The sequence below is a fragment of the Pantoea sp. E2023-21 genome (assembly GCF_051302795.1).
Lineage (GTDB): Bacteria > Pseudomonadota > Gammaproteobacteria > Enterobacterales > Enterobacteriaceae > Pantoea > Pantoea ludwigii_A.
Genome location: NZ_CP195344.1, coordinates 194,921 through 212,241 on the forward strand (window position 1 = coordinate 194,921; position 17,321 = coordinate 212,241).

Here is a 17,321-nt window from a genome sequence, read left to right on the forward strand (position 1 = left end):
CGCCATTTATGGCGACCTGACCAGGAACTAAACAAATTTAAATCGGGCACTCACGCACAATCGGGTTCTGTGCAATCTCTTCTTCCAGCACGTGCAACATGCTGTTGGCGATTTCACGTTCGCCCATTACCACACGATTGGCACCGCGCTCCATAATGTAAGTCACTTCATCGTCATAATGCGCACGCGCGATAATCTCAATATCTGGACGCTTCTCGCGCGCCGCAGTCACCACTTCGCCGGCTTCGTAGCCATTTGGAATGGTCAGCAGCAGCCAGCGGGCGCAGTCGAGGCGTGCTAAATCCATGGTATCCACGCGCGCTGCATTACCCAGCACTGCTTTGATGCCTTGTTCACGGAGCGCTTCAACGCGCGGGCGGGAGTTCTCAACCACCACCAGCGGCACATCCGCTTCCATCAGTTTTTGCCCCAGCAGGCTACCTACGCGGCCATAACCGACCAGCACCGCATGATTGCAAATATCCACCGGAATCTGCTTCTCTTCTTCGATAGCTTCTTCCAGCGTCTGCTCTTCGATGGTCTCGGTTTTGTCGAGATAACGCTCCAGCACGCTAAACAGAATCGGGTTCAGCATGATGGAGAGAATCGCCGCCGCCAGTACCAGATTGCGGCCTTCATCACTCAGCATGCCGAGTGAGATGCCGAGACCGGCCAGAATAAAGGCGAACTCACCAATCTGCGCGAGGCTCACCGAAATGGTCATCGCGGTACGACGCGAATGGCCAAGCAGCGTCACCAGCAGCCAGGCCGCGATCGATTTACCCAGCACGATGATCGCCAGCGCGCCTAGCACTGCCAGCGGCTGTTCAATCAGGATCATGGGGTCAAACAGCATACCGACGGAGACAAAGAACAGCACGGCGAAGGCATCACGCAGCGGCAAGGTATCGTGCGCCGCGCGGTGGCTGAGTTCAGATTCATTGAGCACCATGCCGGCGAAGAAGGCACCAAGCGCGAAGGAGACATCAAAGAATTCGACCGCGCCAAAGGCGATGCCGAGCGCCAGTGCTAATACCGCAAGGGTAAACAGTTCACGCGAACCGGTGGCGGCGCTTTTGGCCAAAATCCACGGTACCACGCGACGGCCTACTACCATCATCAGCACCATAAAGGCGACAACTTTGCCGATGGTCAACAGCAGATCCCACAACAGCAGCGTTGGGCTGGCGTTACCTTGTTCCAGCATGCCAGCAATGGCCGGCAGCAGTACCAGCGTCAGCACCATCACCAAATCTTCTACGATCAACCAGCCAATGGCGATTTGCCCGCGCTGGCTATCAATCAGCTGACGCTCTTCCAGTGCGCGCAGCAGCACCACTGTACTGGCGGTAGAAAGACACAAACCAAATACCAGACCGGTCATCCACGACCAGCCCATTGTCCAGGAAAGCCCCATTCCCAGCAGCGTTGCCACGGCGATTTGCGCGATGGCGCCAGGAATGGCAATCGACTTTACTGACATCAAATCCTTTAGCGAGAAGTGCAAACCCACGCCAAACATCAGCAGAATCACGCCGAGTTCAGCCAGTTCTGGCGCAAGGTTGGTATCCGCGACAAAGCCTGGTGTAAAAGGGCCGGCCAATACGCCAGCCAATAGATAACCGACCAGCGGTGAGATGCGCAGGCGATTTGCCAGCATACCAAGGAGAAATGCGAGGACCAGTCCCCCGACAATGGTAGTGATCAACGGTGTGGTGTGATGCATGCCTGTCTCCTTGTGTGCAAATGTATCCGCTTGTAACAACCTAGTGTAATGCACAATGACTGACCGCGTTTAAACATTTGAGCGGTAAAAGACCAGTAAATTGAAAAAATGAGACCAAAATGCAGCTGAAGCTGTATTTTCCTCAGTTATCTCACTATATCGGCTGGAAATACGCAGAATGAAGGGCCGGAGGGAAAAATAGTTTCCCAGCGAAACAGGCTCAGGAGAAGGGGTAATCGCGGGTAAAGCAGCCGAAAAGCGGATAACAGGCAACCAGGCTGAGATTTGGCCGGTGGAGGCCAGATCAAATTCCCGCCATTGTCAGCGGAAGATGGCACACTGAACCTTACAATGTGTCATTCATCTTGAGTTAATGGGCCATCTGTGCGACACAGAGGGGCGATTAAGCACATCAAGTCCACCGCTCAGTGGAAAAATGCAGAATAAGGAGATCGGCTTTGTTTTTATCACCGCGAAAAGGGCGCTGGTTGGCGCTGATAATGTTACTGCTGCCGATGCTGGCGCAGGCGTGGCAAACAGATCGCAGTTATCGTTTCAGTATTCTGCATACCAACGATCATCATGGTCGCTACTGGCCTAACGCACAGGGCGAATATGGCCTGGCGGCGCAGAAAACGCTGATGGATCAGCAGCGCTATGATGTTCAGGCCAAAGGTGGCGGTGCATTAATCCTCTCCGCCGGCGATGTGAACACCGGTGTGCCAGAGTCAGATATGCTGGATGCCGAACCCGATATTCGCGGCATGAATCTGGTGGGCTATGACGCCATGGCGCTGGGCAACCATGAATTCGATAAACCGCTTAGCGTACTGCTCAGGCAGCAGAAGTGGGCCAAATTTCCTTTCCTGTCAGCCAACATCTATCAAAAGGGAACCGACACGCGTTTATTTAAGCCGTGGGCGACCTTTAATCGCATGGGACTGAAGATCGCGGTAATCGGTTTGACCACTACCGACACGCTGCGCATCTCCAATCCAGAAAATATTGCGACGATAGATATTCGCGATCCGGTGAAAGAAACCGAGAAAGCGGTGGCGGAATTACGCGCCAGCGAAAAGCCTGACGTTATCATTGCGTTAACTCACATGGGGCATTACGACGACGGCCAGCACGGCAGCAATGCGCCGGGCGACGTTGAACTGGCGCGCAGCCTGCCGCCGGGTACCCTCAATGTGATCATTGGCGGCCATTCGCAGGATGCGGTGTGCATGGAGAAAGAGAACGTCAGCGTTAAAGATTATCAGCCGGGTCAGCCTTGCCAGCCGGATCGTCAAAATGGCGTGTGGATCATGCAGGCGAAAGAGTGGGGCAAATTTGTTGGACGCGGCGACTTCACCTTCCGTAATGGCGAGCTGACGCTGGAGAATTACCAGCTGATCCCGGTCAACCTGAAACACAAAGTGAAGAATCTTGATGGCAGCGAATCCTGGCTTACCTGGCAGGAAGAGATCCCGAAAAACAGCGCGATGATGAAACTGTTAACGCCTTACCAATTGCGTGCAGGCAAGAAGCTGGATGTAAAAGTCGGCAGCAGCGACGGCGTGTTTGTTGGTGAGCGCGACAAGGTACGTTTTGAGCAAACCAATCTTGGGCAACTGATTTTACGCGCGCAGATGGCGGCGACCAAAGCGGACTTTGCGGTGATGAGCGGCGGCGGCATTCGCACTTCGCTGGCGCAGGGCAATCTCAGCTGGCGCGATTTACTGCAGGTGCAGCCGTTCGGTAATCAGGTGGTATCGGTCACGCTGACTGGCAATGAATTGCTGAGTTATCTGGCGACGGTCGCCAATATCAAAGCGGATTCAGGCGGCTTCGCGCAGTTCACCCATATTAGTTTGGTGGCGGATGGAAAAGGCGTTAGTGAGGTAAAGATTAACGGTGAGCCGCTGCAAAAAGATAAAACTTACCGCATGGCAACCAACAGCTTTAACGCCAGCGGTGGCGACGGCTATCCGAACATCGAAACTCATGCCGGTTTCAGCAATAGCGGTCTGCGCGATGCGGATGTGCTGCGAGACTATGTCAGCCAGCATTCGCCATTGAAGGTGAGTGATTATGAACCAATGGGCATTGTACATCTGACGGAAGCGCAGATTGAGCAGCGCAATAAAGCGCTGGAGAAACAACATAAGCCAAGCTATCCGCAGATGATTCTGGCGTGGATTTGGCCGCGCGCTGCGCAGCATTGAACTCAGCGTACGTAGGGTCGCCATTGATGGCGTAATGCTGCTCATTTAAGCGCCCAGCGACTTTCGTTCGCCCTCGGCTGGGGCAGTTGCAGCTATGCCGTGCGGCGACCGAGCAGAGGACGCCTGGCCACGCCCTCTTCACTCCCCGGCCCTGCGCCAGCCCAGCCCGCCGCTACGCGGTGCCTTCACTCGCTCACGATTCCTGACGGACCGGCGGCGATTCGCTCCTGCTCAGCGCCGCCTCTCGCCGCATCCATGCGGCTCGCCCTGGAATCCTTCACTCGTTCAGCGGGCTGGGATGTCGCCTCAACACCCACGCTGCAGCATCAATGCCTGGTTCTTAATCACTATCGCTGTAACGCCTGTAGGGTCGCCATTCATGGCGACCTCTTTCCATTTCCTCATCACGCCTGACACGATTTCTGCGTCACCCAGCGGTGGCGCAACTTATCCCACAGCCAGTTGTAAACCATGGTGTAGGGCAGGAAGAACAGGAAGAATGCCACTTCCAGCACAAACGCCTCCAGTAACGAAATATTCAGCATCCAGGCGGCAATCGGTAAGCCAATCAGGATAAAGCCCCCTTCAAAGCCCAGCGCATGCATGGCGCGCAGACCGAATCCGCGTTTTACCTGCGGCGGCCAGATGCGATCAAAACCCGTGTTATAGATCATGTTCCACAGCATGGCGACGGTCGACAGCATAATCGCTAGCGCGCCCATCTGAAACAGCGGTTTCTCCATGATCCATGCTGCCAGCGGCGCAACCGTGATAAGGGCCAATCCTTCAAAGCCTGCGGCATGACAAAAACGTTCTTTCAGCGAACGGGTACGCATATAAATCTCCTTAATGGGTATGACACGTATTTTCGCACTGTGTAATGCTAAGATAAAATGATTACCTATCGATAAAAGCGATGGTTCACTATGAAATACTCCCCAGAATCCCTTGAGGCGTTTGTGCAAACCGTGGCCAGCGGATCCTTTTCGGCCGCGGCGCGCGCGCTGGCGAAAAGCCAATCCACCGTTAGCCAGGCCGTCGCTAATCTGGAAGATGATTTGGGTTTTACGCTGTTTGATCGCAGCGGGCGCAATCCGGTGCTGACCGAGCATGGCCAGCGCGCGTTTGCGCAGGTGCAGCAGATTCTGGCCGCCAGCCAGCGGCTCGATGAGCTGGCAGTGCGCTTGTCGCAGGGCGTCGAACCGCGCCTTAGCCTGGCGATCTCTGATTTCTGGCAGGCCGATCACCATGAAAATCTGCTTAACCGGTTTGAGGCACGTTATCCGGATATCGAATTCGAGTGCATGATCGCCGAGGATGCTGATGCATTAGATTTGTTACAAGCTGGACGCGTGCATCTTGGTGTGGTGCGGGCGCAGCCGCAACTGCCGCCGGATTTGGCGGTGGCGCGTTTGCAAGTGGGGGCGCAGATGGCGATCTATCTTCATCAGGATCATGCGCTGTCACAGCTTCAGCAGGTGAGTGAAGGGCAGTTAGGTGAGCTGCGACATTTACGGCTTAATACCTGGGTGCAAAACCGGGAACCCTTGCCCGCAGGGCGCGTGTGGTCAGCACCGTCCTATTTATTGTTATTGGAGATGGCGGAGCAAGGTTTTGGCTGGAGCGTGTTGCCGCGCTGGCTGGTGGAGCAGTTTGGCCATCAGGTGCTAAAGGAGTTGCCGGTGCCGGGCTGGCCGCAGCGCATTGCGGTAGATGTAGTGTGGTCGCGGCGGAATCCACCAGGACCGGCCGGGCGCTGGATGATCGATCAACTCTGCGCTCAGCAGCCTGATTAATCGCGCCGCGCGATATCGACCAGTGGCGCATCCAGCAGGCGAGACAAATCTTGTGCAGAGAGTTCGAGATCCAGTCCACGTTTGCCGCCGGAGATAAAGAGAGTCGCGAACTCCGCCGCTTGTTGATCGATCACGGTTGGCAGACGTTTTTTCTGTCCCAGCGGACTAATTCCCCCGATTAGATAACCGGTCACGCGCTGTGCCAGTTGGGGATCGGCCATATCCGCCTTCTTCGCGCCCAGCTCCTTAGCGACCTTTTTAAGATCCAGCTGGGTTGAGACTGGCGTGACCGCTACAGCCAGCGCTTTGGCATCACCGTTGAGCGACACCAGCAAGGTTTTGAACACCTGACGCGCATCCAGATTCAGTTTACGCACGGCTTCGTCACCAAAATGGGTTTCATGGCTATCGTGATCGTACGGATGCAGGGTAAAGGTGACGTTATGTTTTTCCAGAAGTTTTACCGCGGGCGTCATGATCGGTCCTTGTTAGGAAAATTCTTATTTCAGTTTTGATGGAAAAACAGTGGCGAAATTCTGAACTTTGCGCGAGAATTGGCCCGCGCCAGCAAGAGATTGTTGGTGATAACCAAAATCATAAACAAATTCCTCTTTGACGGGCCAATATTATTATTGGCCTTCTTTTTTTCTGCTATTTACGCCATTTATTAACCGCATATATCCGTCGCGGCGCGATTTATCGCGCGTTTTTGCCGCACGCTCGCGCTGGCAATGCGCAATAAATTGCGCCGCTACGGGAAAGTGCAAATATTATTCTTTCAGCAACCCGGGCAAATTATCATCGCCGTACAGATGCAGCGCGCCCACCGCGACCACATAACGCCCTTTGGGTAATGCCAGCAGCAACTCTCGCCAGTGCTGGTTGCGATTGCGCATCAGCGTATCGTTCAGCTCGCTGCTGAAGGTGGTCGGCAGCGCGACCGGTTGCTGAGTTGGCGGTGCATCCAGCCACCAGCTGATCATGGTTTGCAGCAGTCGTGCATTGGTATGCCAGTGTTCCAGCGTATCCAGTAACAGCGGCAAACCATCCTGCGGCAGCGATTTCAGCAGGGCGATCTGTGTCTCCGGACCTTCAAGCTCGATAATGCGTTTGTTCGCTGCTTTGGCGGCCTGCAACAGTTGATAATCAATACCAAACTGCGGACGCAATCCCAGCCGCTGCGCCTGCTGCGCCTGCAGCATCAGCGCGACTTGCCAGAATGGCAGCGTATCGAACAGGCTCAATGACAGCGACAGCTCATCGCACAGCGCTTGCAGGCGTTGCAGAACCTTGTCGTCGAGCCGCGTTGCCAGCGGTGGATGCTCATCGTCATTGCTGAACGGCGATGCGCCTTGGGTGATATCGGCTTCCACAATCAGCGCGTCGGCTTTATTCAGCTGGCGCAGGAGTCCAGCGGGCAGTGGCTGCATGTCGCGCGTGCCCATATGAATGCTACCCGCCAGATGCAGGCGACGATCGCCCAGCGTGATATCCATGGCCGGCCAGCTGTAACTGGCCGGAAAAAGGGTCGCGATCCGTTGTTGGATGCTGTGCCACAGACCGTGTCTCATTCCCTGTCCTTTTTAAGGCAAAAAACCATGCTAGCGATTTCATCCAATGAAAAACAGGGCTGTAATGGCTATTGCCGTTGCGCGGGCTTAAAGCGCAATAAACGATTAGCGTTGCTCACCACGGTGATGGATGACAACGCCATCGCCGCGCCCGCGACAATCGGGCTCAGCAGCATGCCGGTAAACGGATAGAGCACGCCCGCAGCAATCGGAATGCCCAGGCTGTTATAAATAAAAGCGCCCAACAGGTTTTGCCGCATATTACGCAGCGTGGCGCTGGATATTGACAGCGCATCGGCGACGCAGTGCAAATCGTTACGCATCAGCGTCATCGCGGCGGTTTCAACTGCCACATCGCTGCCGCCACCCATCGCAATACCGACATCCGCCTGCGCCAGCGCGGGCGCATCATTGATGCCATCACCCACCATCATCACTTTGCGGCCTTGCTGCTGCAACTGGGTAATCGCCTGCGCTTTGCCATCCGGCAGCACACCGGCAATCACTTCATCCATTCCGGCTTCAGCGGCAATTGCCTGTGCGGTTTTCTGGTGATCGCCGGTCAGCATAATCAGGCGATACCCCTGCTGATGCAGACGCTGCAGCGCCGCTTTGCTCTCAGGGCGCAAGCTGTCTCGCAGCGCAATCAATCCCAGCAGCTGATGCTCATTGGCCAGCAGCACCGGAGTTGCGCCTTGTGCGGCGAAGCGCTCGATATCGGCCTGCGCGGCGCGGTAATCAATCTGCTGTTCGTCCAGTAGCGCCTGATTACCTAACAGTAACGGCCTGTCGGCAACTGTAGCGCTGATGCCTTTGCCGCGTATTGTACGAAATTGCTTAACCGCTTCGGCATTGACCGCGGGTGCGGCGTCAAGAATGGCTGTGGCGAGCGGATGGCTGGATCCTTGCTCCATCTGCGCCGCCGCGCTAAGAACCTGCTCGCGATTCCAGTCGCTGTAAAGCATCACATCGCTCACCTGCGGCGTGCCGCGTGTCAGGGTGCCGGTTTTATCGAACACAATGGTATCGATTTCGCTGGCGCGTTGAAGTGCATCGGCGTCACGCACCAGCACGCCCAGCTCGGCTGCGCGCCCAACGCCCGCAATCACCGACATCGGTGTGGCTAAGCCCAGCGCGCAAGGGCAGGCGATAATCAGTACTGTGGTAACAATCACCAGCGTATACGCCAGTTGCGGCTGTGGACCAAATAGATACCAAATCAGGCCGCTCAGCAGCGCAATCGCCACCACCACCGGCACAAACACGGCGGAGATGCGATCCGCCAGCCGGCCAATATCTGGCTTGCTGCTTTGTGCCTGACGCACCAGATTGATAATGCGTGCCAGTGTAGTGTGGCTGCCGGTGGCGCGCGCCACAAAGTGCAGCGTGCCATCTTGCACCAGCGTACCGGCAAAGAGGTTATCGCCCGGCTGTTTGGCTTGTGGTACTGCTTCTCCGGTTAGCATCGCTTCATCCAGCCAGGCTTCGCCGCTGGCGACTTCGCCGTCTACTGGCACGCGATCGCCGGTCACCAGTTTAAGCGTCATGCCTGGCTCAACCTGGCTGAGCGGCAGCAGCGTTTCACCCCGATCGCTGATAACTCGCGCCTGCGCCGGGGTTAAATCCAGTAATCGTTCCAGCGCCTTAGAGGCGCGTTGGCGTGCGCGCTGTTCCAGCGCGTGGCCGAGATTGATCAGGCCAATGATCATTACGCTGGCTTCGAAATAGAGATGACGCGCCTGATGCGGAAAGAATTCGGGCCAAAGCGTGACGCTCATCGAGTAGAGCCACGCCGCGCCGGTTCCCAGCGCCACCAGCGTATCCATAGTGGCGGTGCCATGACGCAAACTGCGCCACGCGCTGCGATAGAAGTGACCACCGGTTATCGCCATCACCAGCAAGGTGATCACGCCCAACGTGCGCCACAGCGTTTGGTTATCTGCGCTCAGCATCATGTTGTCGCCGAGCATGCCCCAAATCATCATCGGCACGCCGAGCAGTAATGCCAGCGTCGATTGCCAGCTAAAGCGGCGCATAGCCTGCTGGGCGCTGACCTGCTGGCGTTCGCGCCGGATTTGTTCATCATCGATCACTTCAGCGGAATAGCCGGCCTGATCGACGGCACTAACCAGCGCCTCGGCTGTGGCATCACCCAATATCAGCGCGCTGCGCTCACCAAGATTGACGCGTGCCTGGCTAACGCCCGGCACTTTTTGCAGCGCCTGTTCCACACGACTTACGCAACTGGCGCAGCTCATGCCGCCAATCAGTAAATGATGCACGGGCAGACTGTCTTCAATAGATGTTGCCGGTTGCGACTCCGTTGTCAGCGCCTCCGGCGGCGGCTCTGTAGCTGTCAACGGATCAGGCTTTGGGCTGGCTGCGCCGTCTTTCAACACCGCGTGATATCCGGCTTGTTCAACCGAAGTAATCAGATCACTGGCGCTCGCCGCGCCGGTGACACGCGCTTCCTGCTGCGTGACTTCGGCTTGTTCGACATCGCTACGCTGCTCCAGCGCTTCTTTTACGCGTTTAACACAGTGGCCGCAGGTCAAGCCGTCCAGCGCCAGCAGTTGGGTGTGTGACATGGTGTACTCCTCATGTTTTGACTGCATGCAAAATTTGCATTAGATATAGAGCCTAAACCTTCCCCTGAATGGAAGGTCAAGGGGGAAAGATGAACATCAGCGATGTGGCAAAAAAAACCGGACTCACCAGCAAAGCGATTCGCTTTTATGAAGAGAAGGGCGTGGTGACGCCGCCGTCGCGCAGTGACAATGGCTATCGCCATTATGCGGCGCATCATATTGATGAACTGAATCTGTTACGTCAGGCGCGTCAGGTGGGGTTTACGCTGGAAGAGTGTCGCGAACTGGTCACGCTATTCAATGATCCCGCGCGCCACAGCGCCGATGTTAAAGCGCGCACCTTGCAGAAAGCCGATGAGATTGCCGCGCACATTGAAGAGTTGCATGCGATGCGCGCGCGCTTGCTAGCGCTGGCGGAAGCGTGTCCTGGCGATGACAGTGCGGAGTGCCCGATCATCAATCACCTGGCAGGCTGCTGCCATCACGCTGAGGGAAAGCGCGGCTGAATCATCAGCGTAATACCGACCACGCCAGTCACAATCACTGGCGTGCCGGCCGGTAAATCGCTATCTGCCTGCACGCGCCAACTGCTGTCGCCGATGCGCACGTGACCGAGCCCATTTTTCAACCCGTTATCCAGCGTCAGTTGCATACCCATTAACTGGCTACCGCGTTGATTAAGCGTATTGGCTTCCTGCGACGCTTCGCGATAGCGCATCCAGCGATACCAGAAGAACGCGCTAAGCAGCGTCATCACCGCAAACACCATTCCCTGGCTGGTCCATGAGATAGGATAGAGCCACTCAATCAGCGCGACGGCTACCGCCGCCAGGCCACTCCACAGCAGATAACCGCTGGTACCGAGCATTTCGGCGGCCAGCAGCAGGCCGCCCAACGTCAGCCAGAACCAGTGTGGATGCGCAATCAGCTCCATCAGGATCATGGTCTGCGCTCCGTACGGCTCTCCTTCAGCAATTCACTGATACCGGCGATCGAACCGAGCAGGCTGCTGGCATCCAGCGGCATCATCACCACTTTGCTGTTGTTGGCCTCGCCGATTTTTTGCAGCGCATCGGTATATTTCTGTGCCACAAAGTAGTTCACCGCCTGAATATCACCGGCGGCTATCGCTTCGGATACCATGCGCGTCGCCGTGGCTTCCGCTTCAGCCTGACGTTCGCGCGCTTCGGCCTGCAGGAAGGCGGAGGTTCTCTCACCTTCTGCTTTTAAAATCTGGGACTGCTTGTCACCTTCGGCACGCAATATTGCAGCCTGACGCACGCCTTCGGCGGCGAGAATATCGGCGCGTTTGGTACGTTCTGCTTTCATCTGCGCGTTCATTGCCGCAATCAGTTCCTGCGGCGGACGCACGTCACGGATTTCAATACGGGTGATTTTCACGCCCCACGGATTGGTGGCTTCATCGACGATGTGCAGCAGACGGGTGTTGATGTTATCGCGCTGCGACAGCATCTCATCCAGCTCCATGCTACCGAGCACGGTACGGATATTGGTCATTGTCAGATTCAGGATCGAGAGCTCAAGGTTGCTGACTTCATAGGCGGCACGCGCCGGATCGACAACCTGAATAAAGCACACCGCATCAATGGTGACGTTGGCGTTGTCTTTGGAAATGATTTCCTGCGAGGGAATATCTAGCACCTGTTCCATCATATTGATTTTGCGACCAACACGATCCATGAAAGGCACAAGAAGGTTAAGGCCGGGCGCCAGGGTTTTGGTGTAGCGGCCAAAGCGCTCTACGGTCCACTGATAGCCCTGTGGAACAATTTTTACGCCAGCCCACACGGTAACGAGTGCGAGCACAATCAGGACGGGAATTACCGTTAACATATAACCTCCAGGCTGTCAGATTGTCGGGCCGAGTCGTTCGGCCCGTTTAACGCGCGGTACCGATCAGTACAGCAGCGAGTAAAGCTGGCGGCGATAGCGGGTAGCGAGGGCGTCGCCGGTGCCGAGTGCGGCCAAAATTTCCTGGAACATTTTACGCACCTGGCCGTCACCGACGCTGAGATCGCTTTTCAGGAAGCTGAACAACAACTCCAGTGCTTCTTCGTTGCGGCCAACCTGATGCAGCTGTAACGACAGTTTAGCAGCCAACTCAGCATTGGTCGGATCGCTGGCCAGCTGCTCTTGCAACAGCTGGATTTCGGGTGTATCAGCGGCCTGCTTTAACAGGTCGATTTGTGAAATCAGGCTCTGATAGCGCGTGTCCTGATCCTGCAACGGCACCGCATCCAGCACGGTTTCCGCTTCGTCGCTGCGGTTCAGGGTGATCAGCACTTCTGCCAGCAGGAAACCAATTTCGCTGTTTTTGTTGCTAAGCTGCCAGGCGTCTTTCAAGAGCGGCAGCGCATCGAGCGGTTTGCCTTCGTGCATCAATTGCATAGCTTGCTGCGCTTTTACTTCTTCTTCACGCGGCAAGACCTTTTGCAGCAGGGCGCGGATTGCCTCTTCCGGCTGCGGTCCCTGGAAGCCATCAACCGGCTGACCGTTCTGGAACAGATAAACCGTCGGAATTGAGCGCAGGCCAAACTGCGATGCCACCATCTGCTCTTTATCGCAATCCAGCTTCGCCAAAATAAACTGACCGGCATACTCCTGCGTCAGGCGCTCCAGCACGGGCGTCAATTCCTGACAATGCTGACTGCGTTCGGACCAGAAATAAAACAGCACCGGCAACTGCATCGACTGTTCTAAGGTCTGCTGCAGGTTGGATTCGTTGATGTCGATAATCAAAGCGTGTGACATGAATACGTCTCTTGTCAGAAAGTGTGTTGAGGATATGGGGGCAAGCTGCCCCGGTTCAAGTTTGATTCTGTGTTGCAGCTTAGTTGCTGCGCAAAATGCGATCCAGTATCCAACCTGGCAGCAGGCGTTTTAGCAGGCTCATCGCCCAGGCTACCAGTGTCACCGGATAACGCAGGCGCGGATGTTTACTCTCTAACGCGTGGCGCAGTTTCGGCAGAATGGCTTCCGGCGGCAGAGTAAAGCGCGCGGCGATGCCGGGATTGCGCACCGGTTTATCCTGCTCGCCCTGATGCACATTATCGGTGAAACGGGAGCTGATGGGGCCCGGTTCAATCAGGCTGACGCGCACACCGGAATCGCGCACTTCGAGACGCAGCGCATCGCTCCAGGCTTCCAGTGCCCATTTGCTGGCGGCATACGCGCCGCGACCCGGCGTGGAGATCAGGCCCAGCACCGAGCTGGTATTCACAATGCGTCCGTTGCCGCTGGCTTGCAGTGCGGGCAGCAGGCGCATGGTCAGTTGATGGGTACCAAACAGGTTGGTGGAAAACTGCTTCTCTAACTGCTGACGTGAGACGCTGCTGAGCGGCCCATATTGACCAAAACCGCCGTTGTTAAATAATGCGTGCAGGCGATGATTGGTCAGTTTCAGCACGCGATCGGCGGCGGCATCGACGCTGGCAGCATCATCCAGATCCAGCTGCACGCCAATAAAGCCCAGCGCTTCCATACGCGCCACATCATCCGCACGACGGCAGGCGGCCAGCACGCGATAGCCGCGTGACAAAAGATCGTTAGCGGCGACTAAACCAATGCCGCTGGAGCAGCCGGTGATGAGAATCGTTTTTTGCATTTCTTTACCCGTTAAAAATCACACGCCTGCATTAATCATGCTTTACTAGCGGAGCCAGTTCGGTCGCCATCAGGCTAGCGATAAACGGCTGCGCATCCGGATTGGGGTGAATTCCATCCTGCTGCATCCACTCCGGCTTCAGATAGACCTGCTCCATAAAGAAGGGCACCAGAGGAATGTCGTACTGCTGTGCCAGGCGCGGATAGATGGCGCTAAATGCCTCCGTATAACGACGTCCATAATTGGCCGGTAGACGAATCTGCATCAGCAGCGGCTGCGCCTTAGCGGCTTTCACTTCGTCGATCACTTTGGTCAAATCCTCGGCGATATTCTGCGGTGGGAAACCGCGCAGGCCATCGTTACCGCCCAATTCGATTAACACCCAGCGGGGCTGATGCTGTTTTAATAGGCTCGGTAAACGCGCCAGCCCTTGCCCTGCGGTATCTCCGCTGATGCTGGCGTTGACGACTTTGGGCTGCTGTTGCCACTCTTTATTCAGCAAACTTGGCCACGCCGCCGTAGCCGACATGCGATACCCGGCGCTCAGGCTGTCGCCCAACACCAGCAAGGTATCGGCGGCGGCGAGTCGCGACACCAGCAGAAGCAATAACAACAGGAAGGGATAATGCCAGCGGAAAACATTGTTGCAGTTCATCATCTTACTAAGTCCGTCGGTCAGGGAGAGCATCAGCTGACCATCCTTACCGGAGTTGAGCTGGTTGTCAAACCAGCGGAGACCATTGCCTTGATTGGTGAGTCGGGCTCCGGCAAATCTACGCTGCTGGGCATTCTGGCCGGACTGGACGATGGCAGCAGCGGCGAAGTGCATCTGCTCGGCCAGCCGCTGCACAGCATGAACGAGGAGCAGCGTGCGGCGCTGCGCGCGCGCGAAGTCGGCTTTGTATTTCAATCTTTTATGCTGGTGCCGACGTTGAATGCGCTGGAAAACGTGCAGCTGCCGGCGCTATTACGTGGCGACAGCGATCGCGAAAGTCGCGGCCAGGCGGTGGAGCTGCTGACGGTGCTAGGCCTGAAAGATCGTCTGCACCATCTGCCTGCGCAACTCTCTGGCGGCGAGCAGCAGCGTGTGGCGCTGGCGCGTGCCTTTAGCGGCCGTCCCGGCCTGCTGTTTGCCGACGAACCCACCGGCAATCTCGATCGCAAAACCGGCGATCGCATCGCCGATCTGCTGTTCTCCCTTAATCGCGATTTTGCCACCACGCTGATTCTGGTGACGCACGATGAACAACTGGCGGCGCGCTGCGATCGTCGCTTACGGCTGCGCAATGGCAAGTTGTGGGAGGAGTCATGATTTGGCGTTGGTTCTGGCGCGAGTGGCGTTCGCCCTCGCTGCTGATTGTCTGGCTGGCACTGACGCTGGCGGTGGCCTGCGTGCTGGCGCTGGGATCGATCAGCGATCGCATGGAAAAAGGCTTAAGCCAGCAGAGTCGCGACTTTATGGCCGGAGATCGCACGTTGCGTACCACGTCGCCTGCGCCAGACGCGTGGCTAAATAAAGCGCGTGATGAAGGTCTGTCGGTCAGCAGCCAACTGCACTTTATGACCATGACCTTCGCACAAGAGACGCCGCAGCTGGCGGACGTAAAAGCCGTGGATGATGCCTATCCGATGTTCGGTACGCTGCAAACCAATCCGCCAGGCTTACGCCCACAAGCAGGCACGGTGCTGGCCGCGCCACGTTTGCTGGCGCTGCTGAATCTGAAAGTGGGCGATAGCGTGGATGTCGGTGATACCACGCTGCGCATTGCTGGTGAAGTGATTCAGGAGCCGGATGGCGGCTTCAATCCGTTCCAGACCGCGCCGCGTCTGCTGATGAATCTGGCTGACGTGGAGAAAACCGGCGCGGTGCAGCCCGGCAGTCGCCTGAGCTGGCGCTATAAATTCTCCGGCGAGCCGGCACCGCTGGCGCGCTATGACAGCTGGATCGAGCCGCAGCTGAAAGCCGATCAGCGTTGGATCAGCGTCGATAACTCGGAAGATGCGCTGGGCCGCTCAATGCAGCGTGCGCAGCAATTTTTGCTGCTTTCGGCTTTGCTGACGCTGATGCTGGCGATTGCCGCGGTGGCGGTGGCGATGAGCCATTACTGCCGCAGCCGCTACGACTTGGTGGCGGTGCTGAAAACGCTGGGCGCAACGCGTAAGGCGCTGCAGCGGCTGATCATCGGCCAGTGGCTGGCGGTGCTGCTGCTGGCGGCGGTAGTGGGCAGCGCGTTAGGGCAGGGGATTGAAGTGATTCTGCTGCTGATGCTGAAACCGGTGCTGCCGGGTGCGCTGCCTGCGGCGAGTTTCTGGCCGTGGCTGTGGGCGATTGGCGCGATGTTTGTGATTTCGCTGCTGGTGGGTTTACGTCCGTATCGCCTGCTGATGGCGACGCAACCGCTGCGCGTATTGCGCCGGGATGCGGTAGCGAACGTCTGGCCGCTGCGATTCTATCTGCCCGCGATGGCGCTGGTGGTGATGGGGTTGCTGGCGCTGCTGATGGGCGGCAGCAAAATGCTCTGGGCGCTGCTGGCGGGTGTGGTGATGTTGGCGCTGCTGCTGGCCTTGTTGGGCTGGGGCACGCTGCTGCTGTTACGTAAGCTGGTGGTGCGCAATCTGGCACTGCGCCTGGCGATCAACCGTCTATTGCGGCAACCGGCGATGACGCTCAGCCAGCTGGCGGCATTTTCGCTGTCATTCATGCTGCTGGCGTTGCTGCTGGTGATGCGCGGCGATCTGCTCGATCGCTGGCAACAGCAATTACCGCCGGATAGCCCGAACTATTTCCTGTTGAACATCACCCAAGAGCAGGTGCCGCAAGTCAGTAATTTCCTGACCGGGCATCAGCTCAAGCCGGAAACGTTCTACCCGATAGTGCGCGCGCGTCTGACCGAGCTCAACGGCAAAGAGGCCGATCCGACGCTGGATAACGCGCTGAACCGGGAGCTCAATCTGACGTGGCAGGCAGAGCGTCCGGATCACAATCCGTTGATTTCCGGCAACTGGCCGCCAAAACCCGGCGAAGTCTCTATGGAAGTGGAGCTGGCGGATCGTCTCGGTGTGAAGCTCGGTGATAGCTTAACGTTCAGCGGTGATACCCAGCAATTCAGCGCCAAAATCACCAGCTTACGCAAGGTGGATTGGGAAAGTCTGCGGCCGAACTTCTTCTTTATCTTTCCGCCGGGCGCGCTCGATCAACAGCCACAAACCTGGCTGACCAGCTTCCGCATGGAGAGCAATCCGGCGCTGCTGGCGCAACTCAATCGCGCCTTCCCAACGCTGAGCCTGTTGGATATCGGCAGCATGATGCGGCAGATCGGTCAGGTACTGACGCAGGTGAGTCAGGCGCTGGAAGTCATGGTGGTGCTGGTGACGATCTGTGGTGTGCTGCTGTTACTGGCGCAGATTCAGGTTGGTATGCGTCAGCGTCGCCAGGAGTTGGTGGTCTATCGCACATTGGGGGCCAGTAAGCGCCTGCTGCGCGGCACGCTGTGGTGCGAATTTGCGCTGCTAGGCGTGGTATCCGGCATTGCCGCGGCTCTGGGGGCAGAAGCGGCGCTGTGGGGCTTACAGCGTAAGATCTTCGATTTCCCGTGGCAACCAGACTGGACATTGTGGATTGCGCTGCCGATCGGTGGTGCGCTGCTGCTGTCGCTGTGCGGCGGCTGGCTGGGCATTCGCTTATTGAAACAGAAGGCGCTGTTCAAAAGCTTTAGTGCCGGATAGGAAGAACGATTTTGTCTTAAATTTAAGTTCTGGTCTGGCTGTGTCGACTCACAAAAGCAGACCAGACTTATTTAAGGCT

Annotated in this window: 15 protein-coding genes; 5 read left to right on the plus strand and 10 right to left on the minus strand. The window is 56.9% G+C overall.

The genetic code is table 11. The features are described 5' to 3' along the window. Window positions 1-37 precede the first annotated feature (37 nt). Window positions 38-1,726 (minus strand): YbaL family putative K(+) efflux transporter, encoded by a 1,689-nt coding sequence (gene ybaL / locus ACRQ84_RS00950; RefSeq protein ID WP_483816933.1) that lies wholly within the window; start codon window positions 1,724-1,726, stop codon window positions 38-40. Between the two features lie 458 nt (window positions 1,727-2,184). On the opposite strand from ybaL, the gene ushA reads away from it, so the two are divergent. Then, window positions 2,185-3,936 carry a bifunctional UDP-sugar hydrolase/5'-nucleotidase UshA gene (ushA, locus tag ACRQ84_RS00955; protein ID WP_483816934.1) on the plus strand — a complete coding sequence of 584 codons (1,752 nt, stop codon included), beginning with the start codon at window positions 2,185-2,187 and terminating at the stop codon, window positions 3,934-3,936. A 404-nt stretch (window positions 3,937-4,340) separates the two neighbouring features. On the opposite strand, the gene ACRQ84_RS00960 is transcribed toward ushA, so the two are convergent. Continuing rightward, the gene (locus tag ACRQ84_RS00960; RefSeq protein WP_483816935.1) at window positions 4,341-4,772 is read right to left on the minus strand and encodes a multidrug/biocide efflux PACE transporter; all 432 of its coding nucleotides are present in this window, start codon (window positions 4,770-4,772) and stop codon (window positions 4,341-4,343) included. A 90-nt stretch (window positions 4,773-4,862) separates the two neighbouring features. Here ACRQ84_RS00960 and ACRQ84_RS00965 point away from each other — a divergent pair, with 90 nt between their 5' ends. After that, window positions 4,863-5,732: a LysR family transcriptional regulator gene (locus ACRQ84_RS00965; protein ID WP_483816936.1), complete on the plus strand. Its 870-nt coding sequence runs from the start codon at window positions 4,863-4,865 to the stop codon at window positions 5,730-5,732. Here ACRQ84_RS00965 and ybaK read toward each other — a convergent pair. The 3 genes from ybaK to copA all read right to left on the minus strand — a co-directional run bounded on the left by ybaK (window position 5,729) and on the right by copA (window position 9,891). Then, complete coding sequence (gene ybaK / locus ACRQ84_RS00970; RefSeq protein ID WP_483816937.1) at window positions 5,729-6,208, minus strand: Cys-tRNA(Pro)/Cys-tRNA(Cys) deacylase YbaK; 480 nt, start codon at window positions 6,206-6,208, stop codon at window positions 5,729-5,731. The genes ACRQ84_RS00965 and ybaK overlap by 4 nt on opposite strands. A gap of 294 nt (window positions 6,209-6,502) precedes the next feature. Next, window positions 6,503-7,303 (minus strand): TraB/GumN family protein, encoded by an 801-nt coding sequence (locus ACRQ84_RS00975; protein WP_483816938.1) that lies wholly within the window; start codon window positions 7,301-7,303, stop codon window positions 6,503-6,505. A 68-nt stretch (window positions 7,304-7,371) separates the two neighbouring features. Then, window positions 7,372-9,891, minus strand: coding sequence for a copper-exporting P-type ATPase CopA (gene copA, locus ACRQ84_RS00980; RefSeq protein ID WP_483816939.1), 2,520 nt, complete (start codon window positions 9,889-9,891; stop codon window positions 7,372-7,374). 89 nt (window positions 9,892-9,980) lie between these two features. On the opposite strand from copA, the gene cueR reads away from it, so the two are divergent. Then, window positions 9,981-10,397, plus strand: a complete 417-nt coding sequence (gene cueR / locus ACRQ84_RS00985; protein ID WP_064740492.1) for a Cu(I)-responsive transcriptional regulator — start codon at window positions 9,981-9,983, stop codon at window positions 10,395-10,397. Here cueR and ACRQ84_RS00990 read toward each other — a convergent pair. From ACRQ84_RS00990 to tesA, 5 genes are all read right to left on the minus strand, one after another. Continuing rightward, on the minus strand, window positions 10,373-10,831 hold the full coding sequence (locus ACRQ84_RS00990; protein ID WP_064741191.1) for an NfeD family protein: 459 nt from the start codon (window positions 10,829-10,831) through the stop codon (window positions 10,373-10,375). The two genes, cueR and ACRQ84_RS00990, sit on opposite strands and share 25 nt — an antisense overlap. Beyond that, a complete protein-coding gene (locus ACRQ84_RS00995) occupies window positions 10,831-11,745 on the minus strand; it encodes an SPFH domain-containing protein (protein ID WP_064740493.1) in 915 nt (304 codons plus the stop codon). The genes ACRQ84_RS00990 and ACRQ84_RS00995 overlap by 1 nt, the downstream gene beginning before the upstream one ends. Before the next feature lie 63 nt (window positions 11,746-11,808). After that, window positions 11,809-12,663, minus strand: a complete 855-nt coding sequence (locus ACRQ84_RS01000; protein WP_064740494.1) for a co-chaperone YbbN — start codon at window positions 12,661-12,663, stop codon at window positions 11,809-11,811. 79 nt (window positions 12,664-12,742) lie between these two features. Next, the gene (locus tag ACRQ84_RS01005) at window positions 12,743-13,516 is read right to left on the minus strand and encodes an SDR family oxidoreductase (protein ID WP_483816940.1); all 774 of its coding nucleotides are present in this window, start codon (window positions 13,514-13,516) and stop codon (window positions 12,743-12,745) included. A 31-nt stretch (window positions 13,517-13,547) separates the two neighbouring features. Then, window positions 13,548-14,174 (minus strand): multifunctional acyl-CoA thioesterase I/protease I/lysophospholipase L1, encoded by a 627-nt coding sequence (gene tesA, locus ACRQ84_RS01010; protein WP_483816941.1) that lies wholly within the window; start codon window positions 14,172-14,174, stop codon window positions 13,548-13,550. On the opposite strand from tesA, the gene ybbA reads away from it, so the two are divergent. Together ybbA and ybbP are read left to right on the plus strand one after the other, a co-directional pair. Then, window positions 14,142-14,828 carry a putative ABC transporter ATP-binding protein YbbA gene (gene ybbA, locus ACRQ84_RS01015; protein ID WP_064740496.1) on the plus strand — a complete coding sequence of 229 codons (687 nt, stop codon included), beginning with the start codon at window positions 14,142-14,144 and terminating at the stop codon, window positions 14,826-14,828. The two genes, tesA and ybbA, sit on opposite strands and share 33 nt — an antisense overlap. Next, a complete protein-coding gene (gene ybbP, locus ACRQ84_RS01020) occupies window positions 14,825-17,242 on the plus strand; it encodes a putative ABC transporter permease subunit YbbP (RefSeq protein WP_483816942.1) in 2,418 nt (805 codons plus the stop codon). Before ybbA ends, ybbP begins: the two co-directional genes overlap by 4 nt. The last annotated feature ends 79 nt before the right edge of the window (window positions 17,243-17,321 follow it).

What these genes read in the sequence shown, in the direction of transcription:
- ybbP (WP_483816942.1), top strand. Translation starts at nt 14,825, where the DNA reads ATGATTTGGCGTTGGTTCTGGCGCGAGTGGCGTTCGCCCTCGCTGCTG.
- ACRQ84_RS00960 (WP_483816935.1), bottom strand. Translation starts at nt 4,772, where the DNA reads ATGCGTACCCGTTCGCTGAAAGAACGTTTTTGTCATGCCGCAGGCTTT.
- ACRQ84_RS00975 (WP_483816938.1), bottom strand. Translation starts at nt 7,303, where the DNA reads ATGAGACACGGTCTGTGGCACAGCATCCAACAACGGATCGCGACCCTT.
- ACRQ84_RS00995 (WP_064740493.1), bottom strand. Translation starts at nt 11,745, where the DNA reads ATGTTAACGGTAATTCCCGTCCTGATTGTGCTCGCACTCGTTACCGTG.
- ybbA (WP_064740496.1), top strand. Translation starts at nt 14,142, where the DNA reads ATGCCAGCGGAAAACATTGTTGCAGTTCATCATCTTACTAAGTCCGTC.
- ybaK (WP_483816937.1), bottom strand. Translation starts at nt 6,208, where the DNA reads ATGACGCCCGCGGTAAAACTTCTGGAAAAACATAACGTCACCTTTACC.
- ACRQ84_RS01000 (WP_064740494.1), bottom strand. Translation starts at nt 12,663, where the DNA reads ATGTCACACGCTTTGATTATCGACATCAACGAATCCAACCTGCAGCAG.
- ACRQ84_RS00965 (WP_483816936.1), top strand. Translation starts at nt 4,863, where the DNA reads ATGAAATACTCCCCAGAATCCCTTGAGGCGTTTGTGCAAACCGTGGCC.
- ACRQ84_RS01005 (WP_483816940.1), bottom strand. Translation starts at nt 13,516, where the DNA reads ATGCAAAAAACGATTCTCATCACCGGCTGCTCCAGCGGCATTGGTTTA.
- cueR (WP_064740492.1), top strand. Translation starts at nt 9,981, where the DNA reads ATGAACATCAGCGATGTGGCAAAAAAAACCGGACTCACCAGCAAAGCG.
- copA (WP_483816939.1), bottom strand. Translation starts at nt 9,891, where the DNA reads ATGTCACACACCCAACTGCTGGCGCTGGACGGCTTGACCTGCGGCCAC.
- ybaL (WP_483816933.1), bottom strand. Translation starts at nt 1,726, where the DNA reads ATGCATCACACCACACCGTTGATCACTACCATTGTCGGGGGACTGGTC.
- tesA (WP_483816941.1), bottom strand. Translation starts at nt 14,174, where the DNA reads ATGATGAACTGCAACAATGTTTTCCGCTGGCATTATCCCTTCCTGTTG.